This is a genomic window from Caloramator proteoclasticus DSM 10124, from assembly GCF_900129265.1.
GTDB lineage: Bacteria > Bacillota > Clostridia > Clostridiales > Caloramatoraceae > Thermobrachium > Thermobrachium proteoclasticum.
Genome location: NZ_FQVG01000032.1, coordinates 1 through 23,849, shown reverse-complemented (window position 1 = coordinate 23,849; position 23,849 = coordinate 1). Strand labels below are relative to the sequence as shown.

At 30.4% G+C, this 23,849-nt stretch carries 23 protein-coding genes and 3 tRNA genes; 1 reads left to right on the top strand and 25 read right to left on the bottom strand.

All coding sequences use genetic code 11. From position 1 onward, the window contains the following. Nucleotides 1-59: 59 nt before the first annotated feature. The 3 genes from hpt to spoIIE all read right to left on the bottom strand — a co-directional run bounded on the left by hpt (nucleotide 60) and on the right by spoIIE (nucleotide 4,492). A complete protein-coding gene (gene hpt / locus BUB63_RS08320; RefSeq protein ID WP_027309054.1) occupies nucleotides 60-602 on the bottom strand; it encodes a hypoxanthine phosphoribosyltransferase in 543 nt (180 codons plus the stop codon). Beyond that, nucleotides 595-1,971 carry a tRNA lysidine(34) synthetase TilS gene (gene tilS, locus BUB63_RS08315; RefSeq protein ID WP_073249026.1) on the bottom strand — a complete coding sequence of 459 codons (1,377 nt, stop codon included), beginning with the start codon at nucleotides 1,969-1,971 and terminating at the stop codon, nucleotides 595-597. Before tilS ends, hpt begins: the two co-directional genes overlap by 8 nt. A 145-nt stretch (nucleotides 1,972-2,116) precedes the next feature. Then, a complete protein-coding gene (gene spoIIE / locus BUB63_RS08310; protein WP_073249024.1) occupies nucleotides 2,117-4,492 on the bottom strand; it encodes a stage II sporulation protein E in 2,376 nt (791 codons plus the stop codon). Between the two features lie 246 nt (nucleotides 4,493-4,738). Between spoIIE and BUB63_RS08305 the strand changes: the two genes are divergently transcribed. Beyond that, nucleotides 4,739-5,455 (top strand): hypothetical protein, encoded by a 717-nt coding sequence (locus tag BUB63_RS08305; protein WP_073249022.1) that lies wholly within the window; start codon nucleotides 4,739-4,741, stop codon nucleotides 5,453-5,455. Nucleotides 5,456-5,532: 77 nt separating this feature from the next. On the opposite strand, the gene BUB63_RS08300 is transcribed toward BUB63_RS08305, so the two are convergent. The 22 genes from BUB63_RS08300 to BUB63_RS08200 form a co-directional block, all read right to left on the bottom strand. Continuing rightward, nucleotides 5,533-6,534: a DNA adenine methylase gene (locus BUB63_RS08300; RefSeq protein ID WP_073249020.1), complete on the bottom strand. Its 1,002-nt coding sequence runs from the start codon at nucleotides 6,532-6,534 to the stop codon at nucleotides 5,533-5,535. A 31-nt stretch (nucleotides 6,535-6,565) separates the two neighbouring features. Continuing rightward, nucleotides 6,566-7,201, bottom strand: coding sequence for a hypothetical protein (locus tag BUB63_RS08295; RefSeq protein ID WP_084106652.1), 636 nt, complete (start codon nucleotides 7,199-7,201; stop codon nucleotides 6,566-6,568). Between the two features lie 66 nt (nucleotides 7,202-7,267). Further along, nucleotides 7,268-7,344 (bottom strand) — tRNA-Met (locus tag BUB63_RS08290). A gap of 4 nt (nucleotides 7,345-7,348) precedes the next feature. Continuing rightward, a tRNA-Met gene (locus BUB63_RS08285) sits at nucleotides 7,349-7,425 on the bottom strand. Between the two features lie 7 nt (nucleotides 7,426-7,432). Further along, nucleotides 7,433-7,522 (bottom strand) — tRNA-Leu (locus BUB63_RS08280). Between the two features lie 218 nt (nucleotides 7,523-7,740). Beyond that, nucleotides 7,741-8,142, bottom strand: coding sequence for a S1 domain-containing RNA-binding protein (locus BUB63_RS08275; protein ID WP_027309057.1), 402 nt, complete (start codon nucleotides 8,140-8,142; stop codon nucleotides 7,741-7,743). A gap of 68 nt (nucleotides 8,143-8,210) precedes the next feature. Beyond that, the gene (locus BUB63_RS08270) at nucleotides 8,211-8,489 is read right to left on the bottom strand and encodes an FtsB family cell division protein (protein ID WP_027309058.1); all 279 of its coding nucleotides are present in this window, start codon (nucleotides 8,487-8,489) and stop codon (nucleotides 8,211-8,213) included. A gap of 47 nt (nucleotides 8,490-8,536) precedes the next feature. Continuing rightward, nucleotides 8,537-8,959 carry a spore cortex biosynthesis protein YabQ gene (gene yabQ, locus BUB63_RS14105; protein WP_051350691.1) on the bottom strand — a complete coding sequence of 141 codons (423 nt, stop codon included), beginning with the start codon at nucleotides 8,957-8,959 and terminating at the stop codon, nucleotides 8,537-8,539. 16 nt (nucleotides 8,960-8,975) lie between these two features. Then, nucleotides 8,976-9,260 carry a sporulation protein YabP gene (gene yabP / locus BUB63_RS08260; protein ID WP_027309059.1) on the bottom strand — a complete coding sequence of 95 codons (285 nt, stop codon included), beginning with the start codon at nucleotides 9,258-9,260 and terminating at the stop codon, nucleotides 8,976-8,978. 457 nt (nucleotides 9,261-9,717) lie between these two features. Continuing rightward, entirely contained in the window at nucleotides 9,718-9,975 is a 258-nt protein-coding gene (locus BUB63_RS08255) for an RNA-binding S4 domain-containing protein (protein WP_027309060.1), read from the bottom strand. A 71-nt stretch (nucleotides 9,976-10,046) separates the two neighbouring features. Continuing rightward, entirely contained in the window at nucleotides 10,047-10,322 is a 276-nt protein-coding gene (locus BUB63_RS08250; RefSeq protein ID WP_027309061.1) for an HU family DNA-binding protein, read from the bottom strand. A gap of 127 nt (nucleotides 10,323-10,449) precedes the next feature. Then, the gene (gene yabN, locus BUB63_RS08245) at nucleotides 10,450-11,886 is read right to left on the bottom strand and encodes a bifunctional methyltransferase/pyrophosphohydrolase YabN (RefSeq protein WP_073249018.1); all 1,437 of its coding nucleotides are present in this window, start codon (nucleotides 11,884-11,886) and stop codon (nucleotides 10,450-10,452) included. 4 nt (nucleotides 11,887-11,890) lie between these two features. Further along, nucleotides 11,891-13,435, bottom strand: coding sequence for a putative polysaccharide biosynthesis protein (locus tag BUB63_RS08240; RefSeq protein ID WP_073249016.1), 1,545 nt, complete (start codon nucleotides 13,433-13,435; stop codon nucleotides 11,891-11,893). Nucleotides 13,436-13,494: 59 nt separating this feature from the next. Next, nucleotides 13,495-14,049, bottom strand: coding sequence for a stage V sporulation protein T (gene spoVT, locus BUB63_RS08235; RefSeq protein ID WP_027309064.1), 555 nt, complete (start codon nucleotides 14,047-14,049; stop codon nucleotides 13,495-13,497). A 129-nt stretch (nucleotides 14,050-14,178) separates the two neighbouring features. Then, nucleotides 14,179-14,331 carry a hypothetical protein gene (locus BUB63_RS13605; RefSeq protein ID WP_156897897.1) on the bottom strand — a complete coding sequence of 51 codons (153 nt, stop codon included), beginning with the start codon at nucleotides 14,329-14,331 and terminating at the stop codon, nucleotides 14,179-14,181. Between the two features lie 95 nt (nucleotides 14,332-14,426). After that, a complete protein-coding gene (locus BUB63_RS08230; RefSeq protein ID WP_073249014.1) occupies nucleotides 14,427-15,425 on the bottom strand; it encodes a peptidylprolyl isomerase in 999 nt (332 codons plus the stop codon). 44 nt (nucleotides 15,426-15,469) lie between these two features. After that, the gene (gene mfd, locus BUB63_RS08225) at nucleotides 15,470-18,973 is read right to left on the bottom strand and encodes a transcription-repair coupling factor (protein ID WP_073249012.1); all 3,504 of its coding nucleotides are present in this window, start codon (nucleotides 18,971-18,973) and stop codon (nucleotides 15,470-15,472) included. Between the two features lie 11 nt (nucleotides 18,974-18,984). Next, nucleotides 18,985-19,554: an aminoacyl-tRNA hydrolase gene (gene pth, locus BUB63_RS08220; RefSeq protein ID WP_073249010.1), complete on the bottom strand. Its 570-nt coding sequence runs from the start codon at nucleotides 19,552-19,554 to the stop codon at nucleotides 18,985-18,987. Nucleotides 19,555-19,684: 130 nt separating this feature from the next. Further along, the gene (locus BUB63_RS08215) at nucleotides 19,685-20,809 is read right to left on the bottom strand and encodes a S1C family serine protease (RefSeq protein ID WP_073249008.1); all 1,125 of its coding nucleotides are present in this window, start codon (nucleotides 20,807-20,809) and stop codon (nucleotides 19,685-19,687) included. 74 nt (nucleotides 20,810-20,883) lie between these two features. Next, on the bottom strand, nucleotides 20,884-22,290 hold the full coding sequence (locus BUB63_RS08210; RefSeq protein WP_027309069.1) for a sensor histidine kinase: 1,407 nt from the start codon (nucleotides 22,288-22,290) through the stop codon (nucleotides 20,884-20,886). 4 nt (nucleotides 22,291-22,294) lie between these two features. Further along, nucleotides 22,295-22,978, bottom strand: coding sequence for a response regulator transcription factor (locus tag BUB63_RS08205; RefSeq protein ID WP_084106644.1), 684 nt, complete (start codon nucleotides 22,976-22,978; stop codon nucleotides 22,295-22,297). Between the two features lie 194 nt (nucleotides 22,979-23,172). Continuing rightward, on the bottom strand, nucleotides 23,173-23,849 hold a 677-nt coding region (locus BUB63_RS08200), incomplete at its 5' end, for an RNA-guided endonuclease TnpB family protein (protein WP_143290260.1).

Below are 23,849 nucleotides of genomic sequence, written 5' to 3'. Positions count from 1 at the left end.
CCCTCTCAAATTAGCAACTTATATTTTTTAATTTTATCATAATATTATAATATATACAATTATTTGTTTGCATAGACTTCCTCCTTAACAACAGCAATATATGGTAAGTTCCTAAACCTTTCTGCATAATCAAGTCCATATCCTACAACAAACTCATCTGGTATTGTAAAGCCTATATAATCAGCCTTTATATCAACCTTTCTTCTTTCAGGTTTATCTAAAAGACAACATATCTTTAATTCCTTAGGGTTTCTCTTTTTTAAGTATTCATATAGATATTTTAAAGTTGTTCCTGTATCAATTATATCTTCAACTATCACAACATTTTTGCCTTCTATATCAAAATCTAAGTCCTTTAAAATTCTAACTACACCTGAGGTTTGAGATGATAAACCATAACTTGATACTGCCATAAAATCCATTGTTACGTCATTTTTAATACATCTCATCAAATCAGCAACAAATACAACAGAACCCTTTAATACACCTATAAAAAAAAGTTCTTCATCCTTAAAATCCCTCATAATATCCTCTGCAAGTTCACAAACTCTTTTTTTAATTTCTTCTTCATTTATTAGTATTTTCTTTAAATCCTTATTCATTCCCTGCACCTCTTTCAAATCTTATTTCAAGAATCTTTTTGGTTTTATCATCTATGCGATATAGACTGTTTTCACGCATACCTATTATCCAGATTATTTCAGACCCCTTTGCTATAAGTGGTATGGTATGCCTCTTATCCCTTGGAACCTTTTTATCTATAAAAAAGTCCTTTATTTTTTTCTTTCCACCTATTCCACTTAAGATAATATAGTCTCCAGCTTTTCGGTTCCTTACAGTTATATCATTTCCTATTTTATCATAATCAAAATATTTTATAAATGTATTATGGTTAATATTATTTAAATTTTCTAATATATTTGTATAAATTTTTGCATTCAATTCAGGTATATAGGTAATCCCTGGTATTTTAATTTTGTATTCATATTCAATACTATCATCCTTTATAGTATCAATTAAAAAGTTTTGATATTCTATTTTACAAACAATACCGTGGGGCAATACAACATATTTCCCCGTTTCGCCCTTTAGTATTAAATTTATGCAATCATCTATATGTCTTTGCTCTATTCCACTTATACTTCCATATACCATTTCAATCATTTTTCTTATTATTCTTCTTTTTATAGATATATGCTGTTTATTAAAACTCTCGATACTAAAACGACTATTAATATAATTATTATTTAATATATCCTCTACATAACTTTGTAAAAAATCCTCATCACTCTTAATTATTTGAGAGAGCCTGTTTAAATTTTCAACTATGTTGGGATTAAAATTGTCCTTTATATATGGTATAAGTTCTAATCTTACTTTATTCCTTGTGTATATACTTTCTTTATTAGTACTATCTATCTGCGGATTTAATCCATTCTCTTGGCAGTATTTTTCTATTTCATCCCTTGTCAAACAAAGTATAGGTCTTATATATTTTTCATCCCTTTTATTTGGTATTCCAATAAGCCCTAAAGTTCCAGTTCCTCTTATTAAGTTCATAATAATAGTCTCTGCATTATCGTTCATATTATGGGCAAGAGCTATTTTATTTGCACCAACTTTACTTAATACTTCATCAAAAAATTTATATCGTATATATCGGCCTGCCTCCTCAGATGTCATCTTATTTTCCTTTGCAAACTCTTCTACCTTAACCCTTGTACTAAAATGTTCTACATTTAATTTTTCCGATAGCTTCTTTGAATACTCCTCATCCCTTAAAGCTTCTTCTCCTCTTATCATATGATTTACGTGGGCTGAATAGACAGTTATATTTAACTCTTCCTTCAAGGAACATAAAATGTGCAATAAACAAACAGAATCTGGACCTCCAGATAAACCAACTACTATTTTGTCATTAGGTTCAATCAACCTATTTTCTTTTATGTAAGATAAAACCTTCTCCTTCATATTTCACCACTTCCATCTATTCTAAAGATATATATATAATAACTTTAAATAATAAATTCAGCAAGAAGGCACATAAATTAAAAATATAAAGGCCGTGAACAATTATAAAATCTAAGTTCACGGCACCCAAAAATTCATTCTATAATTAACTAATCTTCCATATCTTTGACACAATTACAGTCATATCATCCTTTATATTATTGCCATAAAATTCTTTAGCTTTATTTAATAAATAATCCGCAACATCCTTTGGATTTCCACTATCAAACTCCTTAAGTGCCTTAATAATCCATTTTTCCTTTAGCTCATCATTGCAATCAACCACTCCATCACTTACCATAACAATCATATCACCACTTCTAAATTCAACTATGTGGCTTTCAATATCTATATCATCTAATATACCAACAGGAAGTGCAGAGCTCTTTATTACCTCAACCTCTCTTCCTGATTTTATAAAAGTTGGTGCTGCACCTATTTTAATAAATTCACCTATACCACTATACAAGTCAATAAGCCCCATATCAACAGTTGCAAAGCTTTCATCACAGGATCTCAAAACTAAAACCGAATTTATTGCCTTTATTGCTGTATTCCTTTCAAATCCCGCCTCCATAAGTTTTTCTAAAAGAGCAATAGTAGTGTTACTTTCCATATTAGCTGCCCTTCCACTTCCCATTCCATCACTTAATGCAATCATATATCGCCCTTCTCCTATATTGCCAAAATAATATGTATCACCAGAAACCTTTTCCTTTGAGGCTTTAGCAACTGCCGTAACTAAACTAAAGCTTTCAGCCTCTATTAGTCTAAACTGACACATAGTTTTATTTTCATCTATTCTACAACCCGAACCATCTACAACCATCTTCATACCAAGTGCCCTTGAAACTGCCCTTTCAAACTCCTTAACGCACAAGTTTTTTCCTCTACAAGGTTTTCTATAGAAGGTTATCTCATATTTTTCTCTACCATTTTTCAAAGCTACTATGTTATCAAACTCTAAACCAGCTTTATCAAGCTCAACAGCTATTTCCTCCTCAACATCATTTCTAAAAACAATAGAATTTGAGGTTTCTTTAACCATTGACTCAATGATGCTTGATATACCTTTAATTTGTTCTGATAAAATCATACGAGAGTTTATTAATTTTTTTCTCCATCTATTATTTAACCTCATTATCTCTAAAAGATGAATAGACTGCTTCATTATTTCTGTTGGTCTTATACATTTTCTTCTCATACTCTCTGGCATTTCCATTACTGATAACATACCCTTCTTTTCTATGAGTCTTAACATCTCAACAATGGAATCATATGTATAGTATAATTCTTTACCCCAACAAATACTCTTACAATCACAATTTGCACATACTCTATCTGCAATTTTTTCAACAAGGCTATTTATCTCCTGCTTTTTTGATAGTTCATTTTCTATGTTCTCCTGCAAGATTGACGATATATCATATAATGTACTTGACATAGAAGACAGCCTAATTTCCATAAGTCCTTTAACTTTTTCTATATATGACTTTTGAAGTTCTATTATCTTTTTATCTCCATCTAAAGAAGAAGTAAGTTTTTTAAATTTTTTTGTTGGCATTATCATAAAAATTGATGAAGCAATCATAGCCTCTAAAAAAACATTATTCAAAGTTATGCTGCCTAAACTATAAAAGGAAAGCATAGCTGTTGCAATAACAAACGAAACTGCAACTATAAATTTATTGTAATCCTTAAAAACACCAGCAATAAGTCCACTAAAACCAAATATTCCAAGGTTAACCGCCATAGATGGATCTGAAATACCAGAGACGACACCCATTGTAACTCCTACAGCTGCTCCCATACTTGCCCCTTCACTATACCCAAAACATATTACAACCAACATAGATATAACATTTTTTAAAGAAAAACCGTATATATTAATATCCCATAGCCCTGATACTACAAGTGATAGTGCAAGTATAAAACATATAATTTCTTCTTTTGAAAAGAGCTTCCTTGATTGTTTATTGAAATACAACGGAATACCATAACTAAAAATATATGCACTTGATACCATTATAAAGGATTCGAAAATAGATACTATTATGTCATAGGGTAATATATCTAAATTAACATAAAATCTAAACGCTATATTTACTAAGATATTTATAATAAATGCCAATATAGCAAACTTATATATCTTCTTATTTTCTGATAAAAAAGGAATAAAAATCATAAGTGCCAAGACTGTTACTACGTGAGAATAAGATAAATAATTTTGAAAAGAGAGTACATAGCCTAAAGCAACAAATATAGACACCAAAAATGTTTCAAACCTATTTAAGATAGAATATGCTGCCACTAAAAAAGCTACCCCAAAGGGCATAAGTGCCTTTAACATAACCACTCTACTTACTAATAGAGCACTTAAAAGCAATAGCAAATGCCTAAAAGAAAATAAATCAATACTTATTTTTTTACGAACCTTATTATCAGCAACTCTCCTATATGGTAGTATGTCATCTCTATACATAATAACCCCCCCAATTTCAAATTGTAGGGTTATTATACCAAATATATGCAGAAATGTTTGTCATTATTACAGATGTACTACAAAAAGTTTCCGACAGTTTATTTTAAAAAAACATAATGTGAAAAAACATTCGACCCTTTTATTCAACAGATTTTGATTAAATTTAAAGGAAAATAAACTTTTATGAAGAATTAATAATTACATACGTTTTTATAATTTATTTATTGTTATTTGGAGGTGTTAAAAATGGAATTAAATAATGAAGTCATTGGCATTTCCGCAGAAATTGCCATAGCCGATGTATTTAATGTACACATAGATGATAATTATCGAAAAAGAGGTAATAAAATTATTGTCGAAATTCTTAAACCAATCGTTGAGAAAGCATTTAATGATTACAAATTGCCTAAACCTGAAAAACACATAGCTGAAGATCAAAGCCCTATAGATTTTATATTACAAAACGGCAAAACATTATCAGTTAAAACTAATCAAAAGTCTATTGGAAAAGTAGCACCACAAAAAATTGGACAACCTACAAGTGAGACATACTTTAAATATTTCAAAGACATCGTTGGAAACAACATCCCTACAGATTTAAACATGAAAAGGCATTTGTTTAAAGAAATCTCTATTAATAAAATAGACTTGGTTATGAAAGAATATTGGAAAAATATGTTTGAATGTGATTACCTTATACACTTTTTTGATATTATAAAAAAGTCAGGTTGTATTAACACTAATCCTTCTTTCATAGTTTTGAGTAAATTTATTAATGCTCCAAAGTGGAAAAAAGAAAAATTTGAATTCACTCAAACGTTAACATCCTGGAATGAAAGTTGTACAGTAAAATATTGTGGAATCAGTATAGGAGAATTCCAAGTTCATAATAATAGAGACTGTTTTAAATTTAGATTTAATATGAAAGGAATACTAAGTTTATTAGAAAAAAAACTTATATAATTAAACATACAGCACATTTAAGATAATTTTAATCTTAAATGTGCTGTATAATTTTATTATTCCTTAGTTTAAAAAATTTATTTTATTAGACAATGTAAATATTCAATTGTAGAATCAGCTTTGTGGTTTCTATTGTCTTTTTTATCTGCTCTAAATCGTTTATAATTTTCTTTAGTAAATAATTTGTATTCACCATATTTTCCCATAATAGCTTTTATTGTTTCCAAGGACATCAATCCTTCATTGTTATAGCTTAAAAATATATATTTAAATTTTGCATTTGCTATTAAATCTTCAAAAACTTTTTCAACTGTTCTCTTGGAGCAGTATTTACTTTTTAAGTTATCATCTTTTCTTAATCCAGTCTTACCAACTATAATAGGGTTATCATATCTTGCAATAGTTTCTAATAAATGATAATTTGCAGAATACTGTCTTGTATTGTAAGGTGGATCTAAATAAAGTATATCACCTTCTATTTCCCTTATTAGCTCATTTACATCCTTATTATAAACTATACCTACATTTTCACCTTTTATTGTAGGTAAAAACTCTAATTCAAATGTTTTTTGTGCAGACTTTTTTATATGTTTTAAGAAAGCACCATAAACCGATGCTGTATTTGCATATTTATCTATTGATTCAATTAAACTAGCTAATAAAAAATAATATTCATTTTCGCTTATTTTTTCATTTAATCTCAATTCCTCAATTTCTTGACGAATAGCATCACATTTTTTGCCATTCTCATCTGTGAAATAATTTCTTCCAGACCCAGAACCAGCACAATAATTATTAAATATAAAACCCTCTACACCTTCTATGTCATTCAAATAATAAAATCTTTCTACATTAAAATATTGATTATTTTCTATATAATGTTTATTCAGCACATAACTATAGTACTGTATATCATTAGATATCACTTTATATCCTCTCTTCTTGAAAGTTGCTCCAACAATTCCTGTACCAGCAAATAAATCTGCAAATACTTTAACATTTGTATTATTACCTACAACAGATTCTATCGAATTTATAATAAAATCTATTAATGAATATTTTGAGCCTATATAGTTCATTATTTCACCACCGTCCAATGCTTGGTATAATTTAGTTTTCAACTATTATTATATCCGAGTATACAATTTTAATTTTTCCTTCATGCACAAAACTAACCGTATTAAGTTGTCTGTTAGAGTAATATTTTATAAACTCAAATACCGCTTTTTCAATTAAAATAAAATTGCATTTTAGCTTTAAGCTATCTTCGTAATTATTATTTTTTGATTTACACACTACAAATAATCTATTAGCTAAATGCTTTCTACCTTCCTGAGACTGATTTTTATAATACCAAATAATTAAATCATCTCTACCCTTCTTATTTTTAAAATCTGTATTGCCTTTATATTTTAATGGTAATACTGTCAATTTAATATCATAAGGAATTTGCTTAAAATAAATATCTATTTCCTTATGCTTTAAATTTTTCTCTCTAATGCATCCATATTTCTCGAATATTTTTTCAGTTACTTTAGATGTATGATAATTATACCATCTATGACATACATAACTAATTGGTAATTTATTTAAATTTGATTTTTCTATGATATCTACAAAATTAGTTGTGTTATATATAAAATTGCTTAACTTGTCATAATGGTCATTCTGTTTTGTCCAACCTTTTAAATATGGTATAGCCTTCAAAAGCTCTTGTTGAAGATCGGTCATTTCCTTATTGTCCACAACATCACCTTCTCATATAAATTAATACAAAAATAAAAGCGAGTAGTTAAACTACTCGCCCCTTAATGGTGGCGGCGAACGGATTCGAACCGCTGACACTTCGGGTATGAACCGAATGCTCTGGCCAACTGAGCTACGCCGCCATGTTGGTTGCGGGGGGAGGATTTGAACCTCCGACCTTCGGGTTATGAGCCCGACGAGCTACCTAGCTGCTCCACCCCGCGATGTTAGTGGTGCCGGAGACCGGGGTCGAACCGGTACGGTTTTATTCAAACCGCAGGATTTTAAGTCCTGTGCGTCTGCCTGTTCCGCCACTCCGGCATATTCATTTTTTCTTCATCGCCCTGCGACATTTATTATTATATATTATCTTTTTTATTATGTCAACAGTTTTTTTGTTTTTATTTTTTATTTTTTTATCGCCTCTGTCCTGCTGACTCTTTTTATTATACAGGTTTTTTTGTCTTTGTCAACACCTAAATCCCTATCCCCTAAAAAAAATTTAAAGGTATTTTGCTTAAGCAAAATACCTTGTATATTTACCTTCTTGAATATCCGCCACTTCTTTTTGAATCTTGACTTTTCTTTAAGTCCTGGAATCTCTCCTCACTTTCCTTTAGGAATTTTGCAAGTCTTTCTTCAAAGGAAAGATTAGCAGCTCTTCTTTTTTCTGCATCCCAATCAATCTCTGCTGGTCTTAAGGATTTCTTAGGAAGTGCCTGCCTAATAGAAAGACTTATCTTTCCATTCTCATCAATTGCAATAACCTTTACCTTAACCTTGTCTTGTTCCTTAAGATGCTTTCTAATGTCCTTTACATAGGTGTCTGAAACCTCAGAAATGTGGACTAAACCTGTCTTTCCTGAAACTTCAACAAAAGCACCAAAATTTGTAATGTTCACAACTTTGCCCTCTAAAATGTTTCCTACTTGTAGGGTCATGACGAAAAAATTCCTCCTTAAATTTAATCATATCTTATATTATATAAAAATAAATTATGGACGTCAACTTAGTTATTCTTTTTATTCTTATCAATAAACAATATCTCACCAGGCTTTATTAACCTTAGTTTTTGCCTCGCAAGACGTTCTATATAATCAGCTCTTTCACTAATTTTCAACTCCTCTTTAAGCTCTAAGTTTTGAGTTTTAACTTTATTTAAAACCTCATTGTATGCTTTAATATCTTTGTTTAATCTAAATATTATAATTTGTTGCTTTACCATAACTAATCCAAAAAACAAAAATACCAAGATACGTAGTAATACTTTTTTCTTCTTTTTCTTCATAGCTATCCCCCACATTCTTTTTTCTTTTGTATTAATTCTTCAAAGACTTAATTTTTCCTTCTAAAATTTAATATTGAATATATTAGATTTTTAAGTAATAAAAAAATAAGCCTAAAGGGATACAAAATAATCCTAAATAAAATTCTCAACAATTTAATTATAACATAAAGTAATATATTTAAAACATTATATAAATATTTACTTATACACATACTATAAACCATATATCCAAACAATATGCCCAAAAAGGTATAATACCTCAAATTTAGATTATTAGTCTTTAACATAAAAATAAATGCAACTATGCTCATTAAAATCCAAAATAAAAAATCAGATATAGAGGATAGAATATTTCTTTTAAATTTATCCTGTCTTGATAATCTATATATATCATAAAAAATGCCTATTAAAAAACCAACAGCGACTGTAGAAACAAAATATTTTATTTGAACACCTATTGGCAAAGTCATTTAATCACCCATTAGCTTACTTAAAGAGCTTCTTAAATATACTTTCACTATTGTTAGATTGTTTGTTTAAATAATTAATACCTATAATCTCCCCCTCTATACACATATCCCCATTGTCCACATTTAACCTATTTATCTTCATATTTTTACCTTTAATTATCATCTGTCCCATAATTGTACTTAAATTAATCTGTTCTTCATTGAAGTTAATAACATTTACTACCCCAGTAATATCAAGCTTTTGTCTATTTATCATATTTAAGTTATGATTTTGATTTTTAACTATTTTATTATTTTCCATAATCATCCCTCCACCCTCATATAAATAATATTCACATACTAACAATAATATAACTCCAATTTATCAACACTAACCCACATAATTCCCACATTTTATCCACATACTTATCCACAGAATGTGGATAATAATTATTAATAAAAAAAGAGATAGAAATTTATTCTATCTCAGGCTGTTGAAAAAGTCATATATTGATTAGCCCCATGAAGGATTTCTTGGGCATTCGTTCATTTCGCCAAGCAATTCTAAGCTTTTCTTTGTTTGAAAAAGTCCTACCCTCGCGATGCCATCCTCCTGATGGCCGCTCGGCTCGGCACGTCCTGTGCCGAATTACGGACTTTTTTCAAAGCCGAAAAGCAAGAATTGCTAAAGCTCATGAAAGAGCCTAATAAAATCCTTTCATGGGGCTATTTCAGATTTTATTTAACAATTCGGTTTATCAACAATCTGAGATAGAAATTTATTCTATCTCTTCTCCTTGAAGTATTCTATACATATCTTTTGCTTCATCCTTGGTTACATGCTCTTTTTCTAATAAAACTTCTGCTTTAACGGTTTTAGCGGCATATTGTATTTCTATTATATCTCCAACCTTGACATTTGTACCTGGTTTGGCTACACGCCCATTTACTAATACTCTACCTGTATCGCAAACTTCCTTTGCAACTGTTCTTCTCTTTATTATTCTCGAAACCTTTAAAAATTTATCAAGTCTCATTTTATCATCCCTCTTATTATAATATATATACGTTATAAAAAAATCAGGTACGCGACCTGATTTTTTTATAATTACTTATTAACTTTATCCTTTAATTCTTTTCCTGCCTTAAATACAGGAACCTTTGATGCTGGGATAACTATTTCTTCTAAAGTCTTTGGATTTCTTCCCTTTCTTTCAGCTCTTTCTTTTACTTCGAAAGTTCCAAATCCAATTAGTTGAACCTTATCGTTCTTTGTAAGAGCTTCTTCAACACTTTCCATAAATGCCTTTAGAGCCTTTTCTGCATCCTTCTTTGTTAATCCACTCTTTTCTGCGATTGATGTAATTAAGTCTGCCTTATTCACAGTTTTTCCCTCCTTAGTTTATGCACATATTTAAATTATTTAAATAATATTAGCTAATTAAGTTATTCTTCATAAGTTTTAAAAATCCTTCTTTTAAAACTATATTTTTTCTACAATTTCTCTAAATTTATGTATTTTTTGATTCATTCCAAATTTCATCCATCTCTTCTAATGTCATATCCTTTAAATTTTTACCCAATTTATCAGCCTTTTGTTCAATATACTCAAATCTTTTTATAAACTTTTCTACGGTTTTTGTCAAGGCTATCTCAGGATTGATATTGCAAAATCTTGCTACATTTACTACCGCAAACACTAAATCTCCTATCTCTTCCTCTATTTTATTATTATCTCCAATTTTTATAGCTTCTAATACCTCTAAATACTCTTCTTGTATTTTTTTTATCGCATCAGATACATCGTCCCAATCAAAACCAACTTCTTTAGCCTTTTCTTGTACTTTATAGCTTCTAATTAGACTTGGCATTGATTTTGGAATTCTTTTCATCTCCATTGTATAGCTGTCGATGTTCTTTTCCTTCTTCTTTATTTGTTGCCAATTGTCAAGTACATCCTCCACAGAATTTACTACAGTTTCTGAAAAAACGTGTGGGTGTCTTTTAATCATTTTTTGACATATACCATCAACTACATCGAATATATTAAATTCACCAAATTCCTTTGCTATTTGGCTATGAAATACTATCTGTAAAAGTACGTCTCCAAGTTCTTCACAAAGTTCATCCATATCATCCTTGTCTATAGCATCAATCACCTCATAAGCCTCTTCAAGTAAATATTTTTTTAGACTTTCGTGGGTTTGTTCTCTATCCCACGGACAACCATCATCACCTCTTAATCTTTCCATTATATCTAATAAATCATAAAAATCCTTTTTCCCATCCTCTTCAACCTTAGGTATATATACACTGGTTAGATAGTCAATCCAACTGAGTCTATCCAACATATAAAGAGGAATTTTTTCTACTCTTTCAAGCCCCTCTACTCCAGCTGCTCTTATAACATATATTTCGTATTCGTCATCATAATAATCCATAAGCTTTATTTTAAGCTCCGAAGCAACCAACCTACTATAAACCTGAGTAATTATATTGCCAACCCTTTTATCAGGTCTTTGTCTTTCAATATCTAATGCGTCTATTATTTTTAAGCCATTAGCTGGATCAATTTTTAATGTATTTATTATTGCATCAATAAAGCTTAAGGCAGGTATAATCTCAACAGGTATATTTTTTTCCTGAGCATATTCTATTATCAACTGAACTGATCTTTCTGCCACCAATGGATGACCAGGAACTGCATAAACTACATCCTCAATGTCAACAATATCCCTTGCTATCTTTTTATATACCTCTTCAAAATCCTCACTCTCATCATAGTATTTATCAAATGTATCAAATTTTATACCCATCCTCTTAATTTCTTCTACATTTGGATGTTTTTCAGTTCTTAAATATAACTTTTTTGCATTTTTCATAAGGTTTAAACTTTTCATAGTTAAATCCTCAAAGGAACCAGGTCCTAAACCCACAATCGTAATCAATATATCACCTCTTTTTCTTTTGCAAATCTAATACATCCTTTAAGCTTATTGTCTTTGTAATAAATAGGAGAACAAAATATATAGCTGCACCACTTAATATAGAAAATATAGTTGATATATTTATACTTAAAGTATATTCATAAAATCTTGTATATGCAATAACAACTATGAAAATCATAGCAATTGAGCAAGCTATTGGTGATACAATACTTTTAAATAGGTTTATTCTTGTCTTTGTATATTTAAATACAAAATAGATATTAATAAAAGATATTAGAATGTACGAAATTAGAGTACCATAGGCAGCTCCTTTAATATTAATACTTGGAATAGAAATTAAACTAAAAGATATAAGCACCTTTACTATACTTCCAATTATCATTGATATTAAAGGTATAAATGTTTTTCCAATACCATTTATTATACTCGTAGCAACCTGAGAAAATATTATAAATATAACTGCAATAGATAGTATCTGAAGAAGTTCCCATCCATCATCCATACCCTGAAATACAAAATAGAATATTGGTCGTGCTAAAGTATACAAACCTGCTGCACAAGGAAATGCTAAAATTGAAGCCAGCTTAAAACACATCTCCATATTCCTCTTAAGCAATTTTTTGTTATTTATAGTATATACCTCTGAAATAGCTGGAACTGTACTCTGAGATAGAGCTGTTGCCATAGTAAGTGGTACATTTATTAACACAAATGCCTTTCCTGTTAACTGTCCATAAAGTGCAGTAGCTATACTTTCTGTATAACCAGACATCTTCAATAATTTAGGAACTGTGAGCGAATCAATCAACGACATTATAGAGCCTAATGCGTGTGCTAATGATATTGGAATTGCTAACAATATAAGTTCTTTAATTATACTTCTATAGGGTGTAAAAGTATTATTAGCATATTTATATGTTTTCCCATACTTTTTATACAATAGCATTAAAAAGATTAATGAAATAAAGGCTCCAAAGGTAGCCCCAAAAGCTGCTCCTCCTGCTGCTGCTCCTATCCCATAGGGTAATAAAAAGTAAGTCAAACCTACACCTACAACTACCCTACCTATCTGTTCTATTATCTGAGATACTGCAGATGGGTTCATATTCTGAAAACCTTGAAAATAACCCCTATAAACAGACAAAAGACAAGTAAATAATGGAGCAAAGGAAATACCTAAAATAGAATAATAAGCATCTCTACTCCAGGAAAAATAATTTATTAAATCATTAGCAAAAACAATCAATAATAGTGTAGATACTGTACCAATTACAAACATAACAAACATCGATGCTCTATAAATTCTTCTACAATCCTCGTATTTTGATAAGGCTGCTCTCTCTGATACCATTTTGGATATAGCAACAGGTATTCCTGCAGAAAGTCCAAGTAAAAACGTATAAATTGGGTATGTAAGTTGATAAAGACCTATCCCCTCTTCACCTATCATATAAATTATTGGTAATCTAAAAAAAAGCCCTAAAAACTTTGCAATAAATCCTGAAATAATTAGAATCAGAGTACCTTTAATAATGTTTTTTTTGGTCATAAAAAACCTCCTAATTCCTTCTCTTAATAAAATATTAGAATTAGGAGGTATGTATTCCATTATTGCTCCATTTGTTTTCCTAAAAATGTTGAAGCTGTTTCTGCTAACTTTCTTTCTAATTCACCAAAGGTTACATTGGGTTCCTTTGACATAATTACAACTGCACCTACTGCATCGCCCTCAGCAATTATTGGTGCAATAATTTGTGCCTTATATTCCATTTTTTCTTCCTCTTCAGGAATTATAGGAACTGCATTTCCTTCCTTTCCTGTAAAAACAAAAATCTTTCTTTCTTCGAATACTTTTTCAAGCTCATCGCTTACCCTCTTATCAAGATATTCCTTCTTTGCGGTACCAGCTACAGCAACGACACTATCCCTATCACAAATTATCACAGGATGACCAATAGACTGATGAAGTGCCTCTGCATATTCCTTAGCAAAATCACTTAGTTCATTTATAGGAGAATATTTTTTTAAGATTATTCCTCCTTCTCTGTCTGTAAATATTTCAAGTGGATCTCCTTCACGTATTCTCAAGGTTCTTCTTATTTCCTTTGGTATTACTACTCTTCCTAAATCATCAATCCTACGAACTATTCCTGTAGCCTTCAAACAAATCCCTCCTTTTTTTATGCTCTTATTAATAATCTCTACAAAAAAATAAAAATTATACCTTAAAATTAGTAAATAAATAAGTAAATTAACAAAAAATATAAAAGAGAGGTCAAAATTTTCCTCTCTTTATTTTGTATTGGTTATCATACATTTTTTGCATTGCATTTCTCCACCCGAAGCTCTATTTCTGTATCCACAATACCTACAGTCTATCCTCATATAACGCTGTGGGCTTCTATCTATATCTCTATAGTTAATTTCATCATTGCGTGGTTTCATACACATACCTCCATAATCTATATAGTATAATTATACATTAATATATATTTTTATTCAACTGTAAAATAAAAAAGATAGGGAAATTCCCTATCCTTTTATAATCTTTCTTCATATATCTTTATCTTAGCCTTATCCTTTAACTTTTTAAGCTCATCTTGGAACGCTTGTGCCTTTTTATCATCTAATAATTTCTTTTCTATTTCAGCCTTTACTTGCTCAAGAGGTAGTTGTTTATATTCCTCTTTTTTATTAATTTTTATTATATGGTATCCAAACTGAGTTTTAACTGGTGCACTTATTTTTCCCTCTGGTAGTGCAATAGCATTTGTCATAAAGTCTTTATCATAGTTTTTATCATTATAATATATATCGCCTAAATTACCACCCTTATCCTTTGAACCTGGGTCTTGGCTATACTTCTTTGCTAAATCTTCAAATTTTGCTCCAGCATCTAATTCTGCCTTTACCTTTTTTGCCTCTTCCTCTGTTTTAACTAATATATGGGATACATTCATTTTATTTGGTTTCTCTGTATAATCGTATATATTTTCGTTGTAGTATTTCTTTATATCATCATCAGTTACCTTTACATCCTTTGCTATATGGTCATATAGCTTATCTATTATTATTCCACTTCTTAAATAACCCTTATAATCCTCTAATGTAATTTTTAAATTCTTTAGAGTCTCATTAAACTTATCCTCTCCACCTAAGCTCTTTTTGCCCTCTTCTATCTTTTTGTTTATTTCATCCTGTAGAGTTTTTTCATCAGGTACAACCTTAAGCTCTTCTGCTCTCTTTACAAGTAGAACTTCATTTATCATATTATCTATTAAATTATTCTTTATTTGATTTACATAAGCTTCATTTTCCTTCTTCTCAAAAAAATCCTTTCCATATAGGTTTTCCATTCTTGCCTTTTCAGTTTCAAATCTCTTTAAAAATTCCCCCCTTGTTATTGTATGTCCATTTACCTTTGCAACAGCCTCCTTCATCTTCCCCTCTTCAGTCTTTGTTATAAGCTCACAAGATGCTAAACTTAATAATAAAGTGGCTGATAATGCTAATGCCATTACTTTTTTAGCTATTTTCACCTTCATCCTCTCCCTTTTTTAAAATCAATATCTATTATACAACATCATTTTTCATTATGCAAATTTTTCAATTCCTCCAATAAATCCTTAATTATATACAATATTTGGTTGTTAGAGAATTTATTCAATCTAATCTTTAATATAGGTTCCTTTAAACTTCCATAGGATACAATATTATTAAATTTAGAATTTAATTGCTTTATTTTCTCATAATCTATGTAACCTATATCTTTAAAATGCAGGAAAATATCCTTTTGAACCTGTTTTATACTTACAATCTTGAGTTTTTGAGCAATAGATTTTATGTAGGAAATCATTATTAAATTTTCAACAGGCTTTGGTATGTCAGAAAATCTATCCACAAGTTCGTCCTCAACATCCTGCTTATCCTCAATTGAAGATATTGCAGCAATCTTTTTATAAACCTCTATTTTAACCCTTCCATCTTTTATATAATCATCAGGTATATGTGCATTAACTAAAATATCTATACTTGTCTCAACCTCTTCTGTAACTTCTCCTTTAACCTCCTTAACTGCCTCCTCAAGAAGCTTACAATACAAATCATATCCAACCGCCATCATATGTCCGTGTTGCCTTGTTCCTAATAAATTACCTGCTCCTCTTATCTCTAAATCCCTCATTGCAATTTTAAATCCTGAACCAAACTCAGTAAACTCCTTAATAGCCTTTAATCTTTTTTCTGCAACTTCTGTTAAAATCTTATCTTTTCTATAGGTAAAATATGCATAGGCAAGTCTATTTGATCTTCCAACTCTACCCCTTAATTGATAAAGTTGAGACAAACCCATCCTATCGGCATCATATACTATAAGGGTATTTACATTCGGCATATCAATCCCTGTTTCTATTATTGTAGTACACAAAAGTATGTCTGCTTCACCTGATACAAAATCAAGTATAACCTGTTCTAATTCATCTTCATCCATCTGTCCGTGTGCTATAAGTACCCTTGCTCCATCTACTAACCTCTGCAGATAAGCCTGCATTTCCTTTATTGTATCAACTCTATTATATACAAAAAATACTTGTCCTCCCCTTGATATCTCTCTCAAAATTGCATCACGTATTATAAACTCATTATATTCTAATACATATGTCTGAACAGGGTATCTTTCCTCTGGTGGAGTTTCTATTACACTAATATCCCTAACACCAATTAAGGACATATGTAAAGTTCTTGGAATTGGAGTTGCAGTTAAAGTTAATACATCTATGTTCTTCTTCAAAAGTTTTATTTTCTCTTTATGAGAAACCCCAAATCGTTGTTCTTCATCCACAATAAGGAGTCCTAAATCCTTAAACTTTACATCCTTTTGAAGAAGTCTATGGGTTCCTATAATAATATCTACATTCCCTACCGAAAGTTCCTTTAAGGTTCTCCTTTGTTCCTCCTTTGACCTAAATCTACTTATCATATCTATATTAACTGGAAAATCAGAAAACCTTTGTTTGAAATTGTTATAATGCTGCTGTGCAAGTATTGTAGTTGGCACAAGAACTGCTACCTGTTTACCATCCATAACAGCTTTAAAGGCTGCACGCATAGCAACCTCTGTCTTCCCATATCCAACATCTCCACATAAAAGCCTATCCATAGGCTTTTTGCTCTCCATATCCCTCTTTATTTCCTCAATTGCTATAAGCTGATCTTCTGTTTCGTTATATGGAAATTCATCTTCAAACTGTTTTTGCCAAGGTGTATCCTTTGAAAAGGCATAACCTTCTATAGAGTTTCTGACAGCATATAAAGCAACAAGTTCCTGTGCAACCTCCCTTAAGGATTCCTTTACCTTTTTCTTAGTCTTTGCCCATTCTGATGTACCAAGTTTATTTATTTTAGGTGGATTATCATCTCCGCCTATATACTTTTGCACTAAATCTAACTGTTCAACAGGAACATATAATGTATCTTCCCCTTGATATTTAAGAACCAAATAATCTCTTTTTATTCCCTCAATAACAAGTTCCTTAATTCCTGAGAATACACCTATACCGTGATTTGCGTGAACAACATAATCCCCGATCTTTAAATCAGTAAAACTCTCTATTTTTCTTGACTTCTTATTAAATTGCTTTTTTCTTTCTTTGTTTGTCTTATATACTTCCCTCTCCGATAATATAGTAAGTCTGCATTCAAAAAACTCAATTCCATTTTTTATACTACCATAGGTAACATATACCTTTCTTGGAATTAAACCCTTTACTTCTTCAACATATTCTGCTTCTATTCCTTCATCCTTTAATCCCTTTGTAAGCCTTTCAGCCTTTGCCCTTGTTCCTGCAAATATTAAAACATAATAATTCTTTTGAATTCTATTTTTTAATTCATCTATAAAATACTCTAAATTAACTGATGTTATGTTGCTAACTATAGCATTAAAATTCACAACAGCTCGTACATTTATATCCTGAACACTTCTTGGGAGCATATTAAAACCTATACATCTTTTCTTATTAACTACATCTAATAAATACTCTGCACTATAAACCCAGTTTGCCTGTATAGGTAATACCTCTCCCTTTTCCATCATAGATTTGAAAATTTCTCTAAACTCTTCTTCAAAGGATTTTATTCTTGTTATAAGTCTTGCTGTTTCATCTAAAAGTACTGTTGGATTATTAAAATAATCTAAGAAGTTTTCCGCTTCTTCATATATTGTAGTTATAAAACTTTCAATTCCTTCAAAATACCTAAAATTAGTTATCCCTTCTTTAATAGAATTATACTTTTGCTTTAGTCTATCCTGTACATCTTTATTCTTTTTATAATTTTTATATATTTTTTCGTATTCTACGTCTATTGCATTTGTTATTTTATTAACATCTCCACTTCTAATTATAATCTCTCTTGCAGGAAGTACTGTGATAAATTCTTCATAATCAAGACTTCTTTGAGTTTCTATATCAAATTTTCTAATTGTGTCTATTTCATCATCAAAAAACTCAATTCTATAGGGAACCTCTTCATTTAAAGGAAATATATCAATTATTCCTCCTCTTTGTACAAACTGGCCAGGCCCCTCTACAACCTCAACCCTTTCATAGCCTAAATCATACAGATTTTTAGTTAAATCTAAAGGTTCTACTATATCTCCCTTTTTTAATATTAATTTGCTATTTTTTATTATCTCCTTTGGTGTCATCTTATAAAAAATAGAGTCTATAGAAGTTACAACTATTAAATCCTCACCTTCTAAAATCCTAAAAATAGTCCTTATTCTCTCCTGCTTTATCCCTGATGACGTAACATCTACATTAATTGCACTTTCCTTTGAAGGAAAATAAGCAATCTTATCTGTAAAGGTACTTAAATCCTCATATATCTTCCTTGCCTCTATCTCATTATGTGCTATATATAAGAAGTGTCCTTTTATATCCTCAAAAAGACAAAAGGACACAAAGGCCTTCTGAGTCTCAGAAAGGCCATAGGTCTGACATATAAAATTTTCTTCCTTTATGTTTTTTAAAAGTTGCCTATAGCTATCTTCTGATTCAAATACCCTTTTTATCCCCTCAAACCTCAAAAAAACACCCCCTATTTTATAACACAATATCCATTAAACTTATTCATTGCACTTTGTACTCCATTTTTAATTATCTCCAAAACGGCTTCAGATGATACCTTTATAACTTCATCCATTATCTTTCTTTCATCAGCTGTAAACTTTCCAAGAACGTGAGAAACCAAATCACCCTTAGGAGCCCCTACACCAACCCTTACTCTACTAAACTTATCACTGGATAGCTGATAAATTATATTCTTTATTCCATTATGCCCACCATCACTACCAGATGGTCTAATTCTAATCCTTCCCACATCAATTGCTATATCATCGTATACCACTATTATATCTTTATCATCAATTTTATAAAAATCCTTTGCTTCCCTCACACTTTCTCCGCTTAAGTTCATAAATGTAGAAGGTTTTAATAATAAAACCTTTTCACCTTCATAGACAAACTCTCCAAGAAGCCCTTTAAATTTAATCTTATTTACATTCGCTCCTACCTTATCAGCAATATAATCTATTACATCAAACCCTATATTATGTCTTGTGTTTTCATATTCTCTTCCTGGATTTCCAAGCCCAACTACAAGTTTCATCTCTTTCCTCCTTAAAAGCAATAAATATTTTCTGTGCTTTATTATACCATAATGTTGAAAAATGTGTTAGCAAGTACATAACACAAAAATAAAGTGCCTGTTAAAAGGCACTTTATCAAGATTTATTATACTATTTTGTTTTTTCACCTAACTTTATCTTTACATCTATATACTTACCATCTCTCCAAATTCTTGCTGATACTATATCCCCAACTTTATGTTTCTCTAAGACATCTGACAAATCTTCCATTCTCTTTATATCTACTCCGTCGAAGTTTACTATAATGTCACCTGGTCTTATTCCAGCTTCTTCTGCTCCACTTCCTCTTTCAACACCTCTTATATTAACCCCTACTGGAACATTATATTCATCTGCAATCTCTTCATCTATAAACTCATAATATATACCAATAAAAGGTCTTGAAACATATCCATTTTTCATAAGTGATTCTATTATTGGTTTTGCTTCATTTATTGAAATTGCAAATCCCATTCCCTCTGCACTGCTAATCTTTAAACTATTTATACCAATTACTTCACCTGCTTCATTACAAAGGGCTCCTCCACTATTACCTGGATTTATAGAGGCATCTGTTTGAATAACTTTATAGGTTCTTCCATCCACAGTCATTTTTCTATTTACAGCACTTATAACTCCAGCAGTAACTGAACCTGAGAACTCTTCTCCTAATGGATTACCTATCGCAACTGCTATATCTCCCACTCTTACATTAGAACTATCTCCAAACTTTGCAACAGGTAAATTTTGTGCCTCTATCTTTAAAACAGCAAGGTCAGTTCTATAATCAGCACCTATAACTCTTGCTGGAAGTTTTTTACCTCCTGCGAGGGTAACATATACTTCACTTGCTCCATCTATAACGTGCTGGTTTGTTACTATATATCCAGACTTATCAAATATTATTCCTGAACCAGTTCCCTGCTTTACTGTCCTGCCTGTAAAGGTTGTAACATTGTTGGTTATTCCAACAACCGCAGGTCCTACAACCTCTGCCACTTTTGTTATTGAGTTTTTTGGTATATTAGTTACTATTTCTTGTTTTGTATTAAGTTGATTGTTCAAAAGTGGTGCCTCAGTATAGTTTTTCTTTACATAGTATCCCCCAATAATTCCTCCAATACCTGCTGAAAAGAATACTATAAAAATAAGAGCTAAAAACCTCAATATTTTCTTTGATCTTTTTTCTTCAACAAATTTGACTCCACTTTGCCAAGAACCATTATTATAATCCATAACCACACCTCCTAACTTGATTATACTTCCAAGATTTAAACAAAATATGAATAAAAATTGAAAAAATATATAAATTAAACCAAACTTAATGTAAATGAAAATCTTGTACCAAAATCACCAGATTCAACCCATATTGTCTCTCCGTGTTGATTGATTATCTGCCTTACTATGGATAATCCAAGTCCAGTTCCTCCACCCTTAGATCTTGCTTTATCAACCTTATGGAATCTGTCCCATATATATTTAATTTCTTCCTTTGGAATTGCAGGTCCATTATTATATATGTGAACAATAACCTTTCTTTCTTTTATCTCTGTTTTTATTTCTATTAACCCATTATCTGGAACAAACTTTATAGCATTATCTATTAAATTGGTTAATACTTGATCTATTCTATCCCTATCTCCCTTTACTTTTAGCTTCTTTTCTATTAGCTTAACATTAACTTCAATGCCACGCTTGTTTATTTTATCCTCAAACTTTATAACCCTTTGTCTTATAAGTTCATTTAAATCAAATACACCTATGTTAATGGAGAACTCTCCCGACTCAAGTCTTGCTAAATCTAAAATATCGTTTATAAGTCTCATAAGCCTTTTAATTTCATCGTGTACTATATTTAAATAATAAATCCATTTTTCTTTAGGAATTGTTCCATCAATTATGCCTGTAATGAAACCATTAATTGAAGTCATAGGAGACCTAAGCTCGTGAGATATGTTGGCAATAAAGCTTCTTCTCATATCTTCTAAGCTCTGAAGAGAATCTGCCATATAATTAAATGAATGTGCTAAATCCCCAATTTCATCATCTGATTCTAAGTCCACTCTTTTATCAAATTCTCCCTTTGCTATACTCTTTGCAGTACTATTTATTTTATTTAAAGGTCTTATAAGTATCTTCTCAGAAAAATAATATATAATTATAGCTGAAATAAACATTGCAAAAAATGCAGCCATCCATATAACAAAATAAACTGTTTTTAATGTATTTTTTACCTCATATAAGGGTGAATGCAAAAAAACCGCACTTTGAACTTGGTCTGCTACTACTATAGGCATACCAACCATAAGCATAGGCTTTGAAAATATCTGCTTAAATCCCCCACTCTTTATAACCACATTTCCAGATAATACTTCTTGTATTTCATTATCTGTAATTTGTTTTCCCATAAAATCCTTCATTTCATTTGAAGAATAGGCATAAATAAAACCATATTTATCGACGATTAGTATTCTTGTATTACTCATTTCATCCATAAGTCTAATCTGCGTAATCATCTTATCCTTTGAAATTTTTCTTGTTAAATAGTCATTAATGGTTTTATTTATAATGTATCCTTGATTAATTAAAGAATTTGTTTTTTGGTTATAGTAATATTTATAAAACCAATAGGATAAAAAAACAGCAACAAGGCTATAAGAAATAAGAAGTATTACAAGATATGCTGAAATCAATTTAGTAAATAAACTTTTTTTCATAATATCATTTCACCTCAAATTTATATCCTACGCCCCATACAGTTTTGATCTGCCATTCTTCATTTTCTAATAACTTTTCTCTAACCCTTTTAACGTGGACATCTACTGTTCTTGAATCTCCTGGATAGTCATATCCCCATACTTCATATAAAAGTTGGTCTCTTGTAAAAACTTTGTTAGGATTAGATGCTAAAAAATACAATAGTTCAAATTCCTTTGGAGGCATTTCGATTTTATTACCCTTATACATAACTATATAAGAATCTGGATCAATTACTAAATCAATATATTCTATAACTCTTTTTTGGCTTAGAGGTTTATATCTTCTTAAGACAGCTCTTATTCTTGCAACAAGTTCTTTTGGTTCAAAGGGCTTAACCATATAATCATCTGCACCAAGCTCAAGACCTAAAACCTTATCAAAGGTTTCTCCCTTTGCAGTTAACATTATAACTGGAATTTGAGATTCCCTTCTTATTTCCTTTAAAACCGAATATCCATCCATCTTTGGCATCATTATGTCAAGAAGAATTAAATCTATCTGCTTTTCCTTAAAAAGCTTAAGTGCTGTTTCTCCATCATTTGCTTTGTATACCTTGTATCCCTCTTTCATTAAATATACTTCTATCAATTCGCATATATTAACATCATCATCAACAACTAATATTTTTGACTCTACCATATTCATCCCTCCATTTATAATCTTATTAATATTTTCGCATCTTTGTTTATTATTTACAAGACTATAGAGTATTATATAAAGTAAATTTACACATTATGTGAACTACCTCCACTTATAGAAGTGGTGGCTTCGTGGTCAATACTCCCAGCGGAGCAAGTTACCCCACGCTCAAAGGGCTGTTCCTTCCCCAAATATACCATTTACATGGCTAATTTTATCAAATTCTTACTTGCATTTATATCTCTATCATGAACTGCACCACATTTTGGACATTTCCATTCTCTCAATGCTAAATTCTTTACATCAGAATTTTTATATCCACATTCACTGCATATTTGACTTGATGCATAATTTTGTGGTGCTATTATTATTTCTCTGCCATACCATTTTGCCTTGTATTCTAACATCCTTCTAAATTCTGCCCATGATGCTTCTGTTATTGCTTTTGCTAATTTATGATTTTGTTGCATATTTTTTACCTTTAAGTCTTCTAAAACTATCACTTGGTTTTCGTTTATAATTTTAGAAGATAATTTGTGAAGAAAATCTTTCCTTTGATTTGATATTTTTTCGTGGAGTTTAGCAAGCTTTTGTCTTGTTCTTTCATAGTTTTTACTTTGCTTCTGCTTTCTTGATAATGATTTTTGTATAATTTTAATTCTTTTTTCTGTTTTTCTTAACCATTTTGGATTTTCTACCTTTGTTCCATCAGATAAAATAACAAATTCTTTAATGCCTAAATCTATACCTACTTTTTTATCTATTTTAGGTAATTCTTTAATTTCTTCTTCTACAAGTATAGAAGCATAATATTTGCCTGTTGGTGTTTTTGATATAGTTACAGATTTAATTTTTCCTTCAAATTGTCTGTGTTGTT

Coding starts and splice junctions, on each gene's coding strand:
- hpt (WP_027309054.1), bottom strand. CDS start 602: ATGAATAAGGATTTAAAGAAAATACTAATAAATGAAGAAGAAATTAAA.
- tilS (WP_073249026.1), bottom strand. CDS start 1,971: ATGAAGGAGAAGGTTTTATCTTACATAAAAGAAAATAGGTTGATTGAA.
- spoIIE (WP_073249024.1), bottom strand. CDS start 4,492: ATGTATAGAGATGACATACTACCATATAGGAGAGTTGCTGATAATAAG.
- BUB63_RS08305 (WP_073249022.1), top strand. CDS start 4,739: ATGGAATTAAATAATGAAGTCATTGGCATTTCCGCAGAAATTGCCATA.
- BUB63_RS08300 (WP_073249020.1), bottom strand. CDS start 6,534: ATGAACTATATAGGCTCAAAATATTCATTAATAGATTTTATTATAAAT.
- BUB63_RS08275 (WP_027309057.1), bottom strand. CDS start 8,142: ATGACCCTACAAGTAGGAAACATTTTAGAGGGCAAAGTTGTGAACATT.
- BUB63_RS08270 (WP_027309058.1), bottom strand. CDS start 8,489: ATGAAGAAAAAGAAGAAAAAAGTATTACTACGTATCTTGGTATTTTTG.
- yabQ (WP_051350691.1), bottom strand. CDS start 8,959: ATGACTTTGCCAATAGGTGTTCAAATAAAATATTTTGTTTCTACAGTC.
- yabP (WP_027309059.1), bottom strand. CDS start 9,260: ATGGAAAATAATAAAATAGTTAAAAATCAAAATCATAACTTAAATATG.
- BUB63_RS08255 (WP_027309060.1), bottom strand. CDS start 9,975: ATGAGACTTGATAAATTTTTAAAGGTTTCGAGAATAATAAAGAGAAGA.
- BUB63_RS08240 (WP_073249016.1), bottom strand. CDS start 13,435: ATGACCAAAAAAAACATTATTAAAGGTACTCTGATTCTAATTATTTCA.
- BUB63_RS13605 (WP_156897897.1), bottom strand. CDS start 14,331: ATGAAACCACGCAATGATGAAATTAACTATAGAGATATAGATAGAAGC.
- pth (WP_073249010.1), bottom strand. CDS start 19,554: ATGAAACTTGTAGTTGGGCTTGGAAATCCAGGAAGAGAATATGAAAAC.
- BUB63_RS08215 (WP_073249008.1), bottom strand. CDS start 20,809: ATGGATTATAATAATGGTTCTTGGCAAAGTGGAGTCAAATTTGTTGAA.
- BUB63_RS08210 (WP_027309069.1), bottom strand. CDS start 22,290: ATGAAAAAAAGTTTATTTACTAAATTGATTTCAGCATATCTTGTAATA.
- BUB63_RS08205 (WP_084106644.1), bottom strand. CDS start 22,978: ATGAATATGGTAGAGTCAAAAATATTAGTTGTTGATGATGATGTTAAT.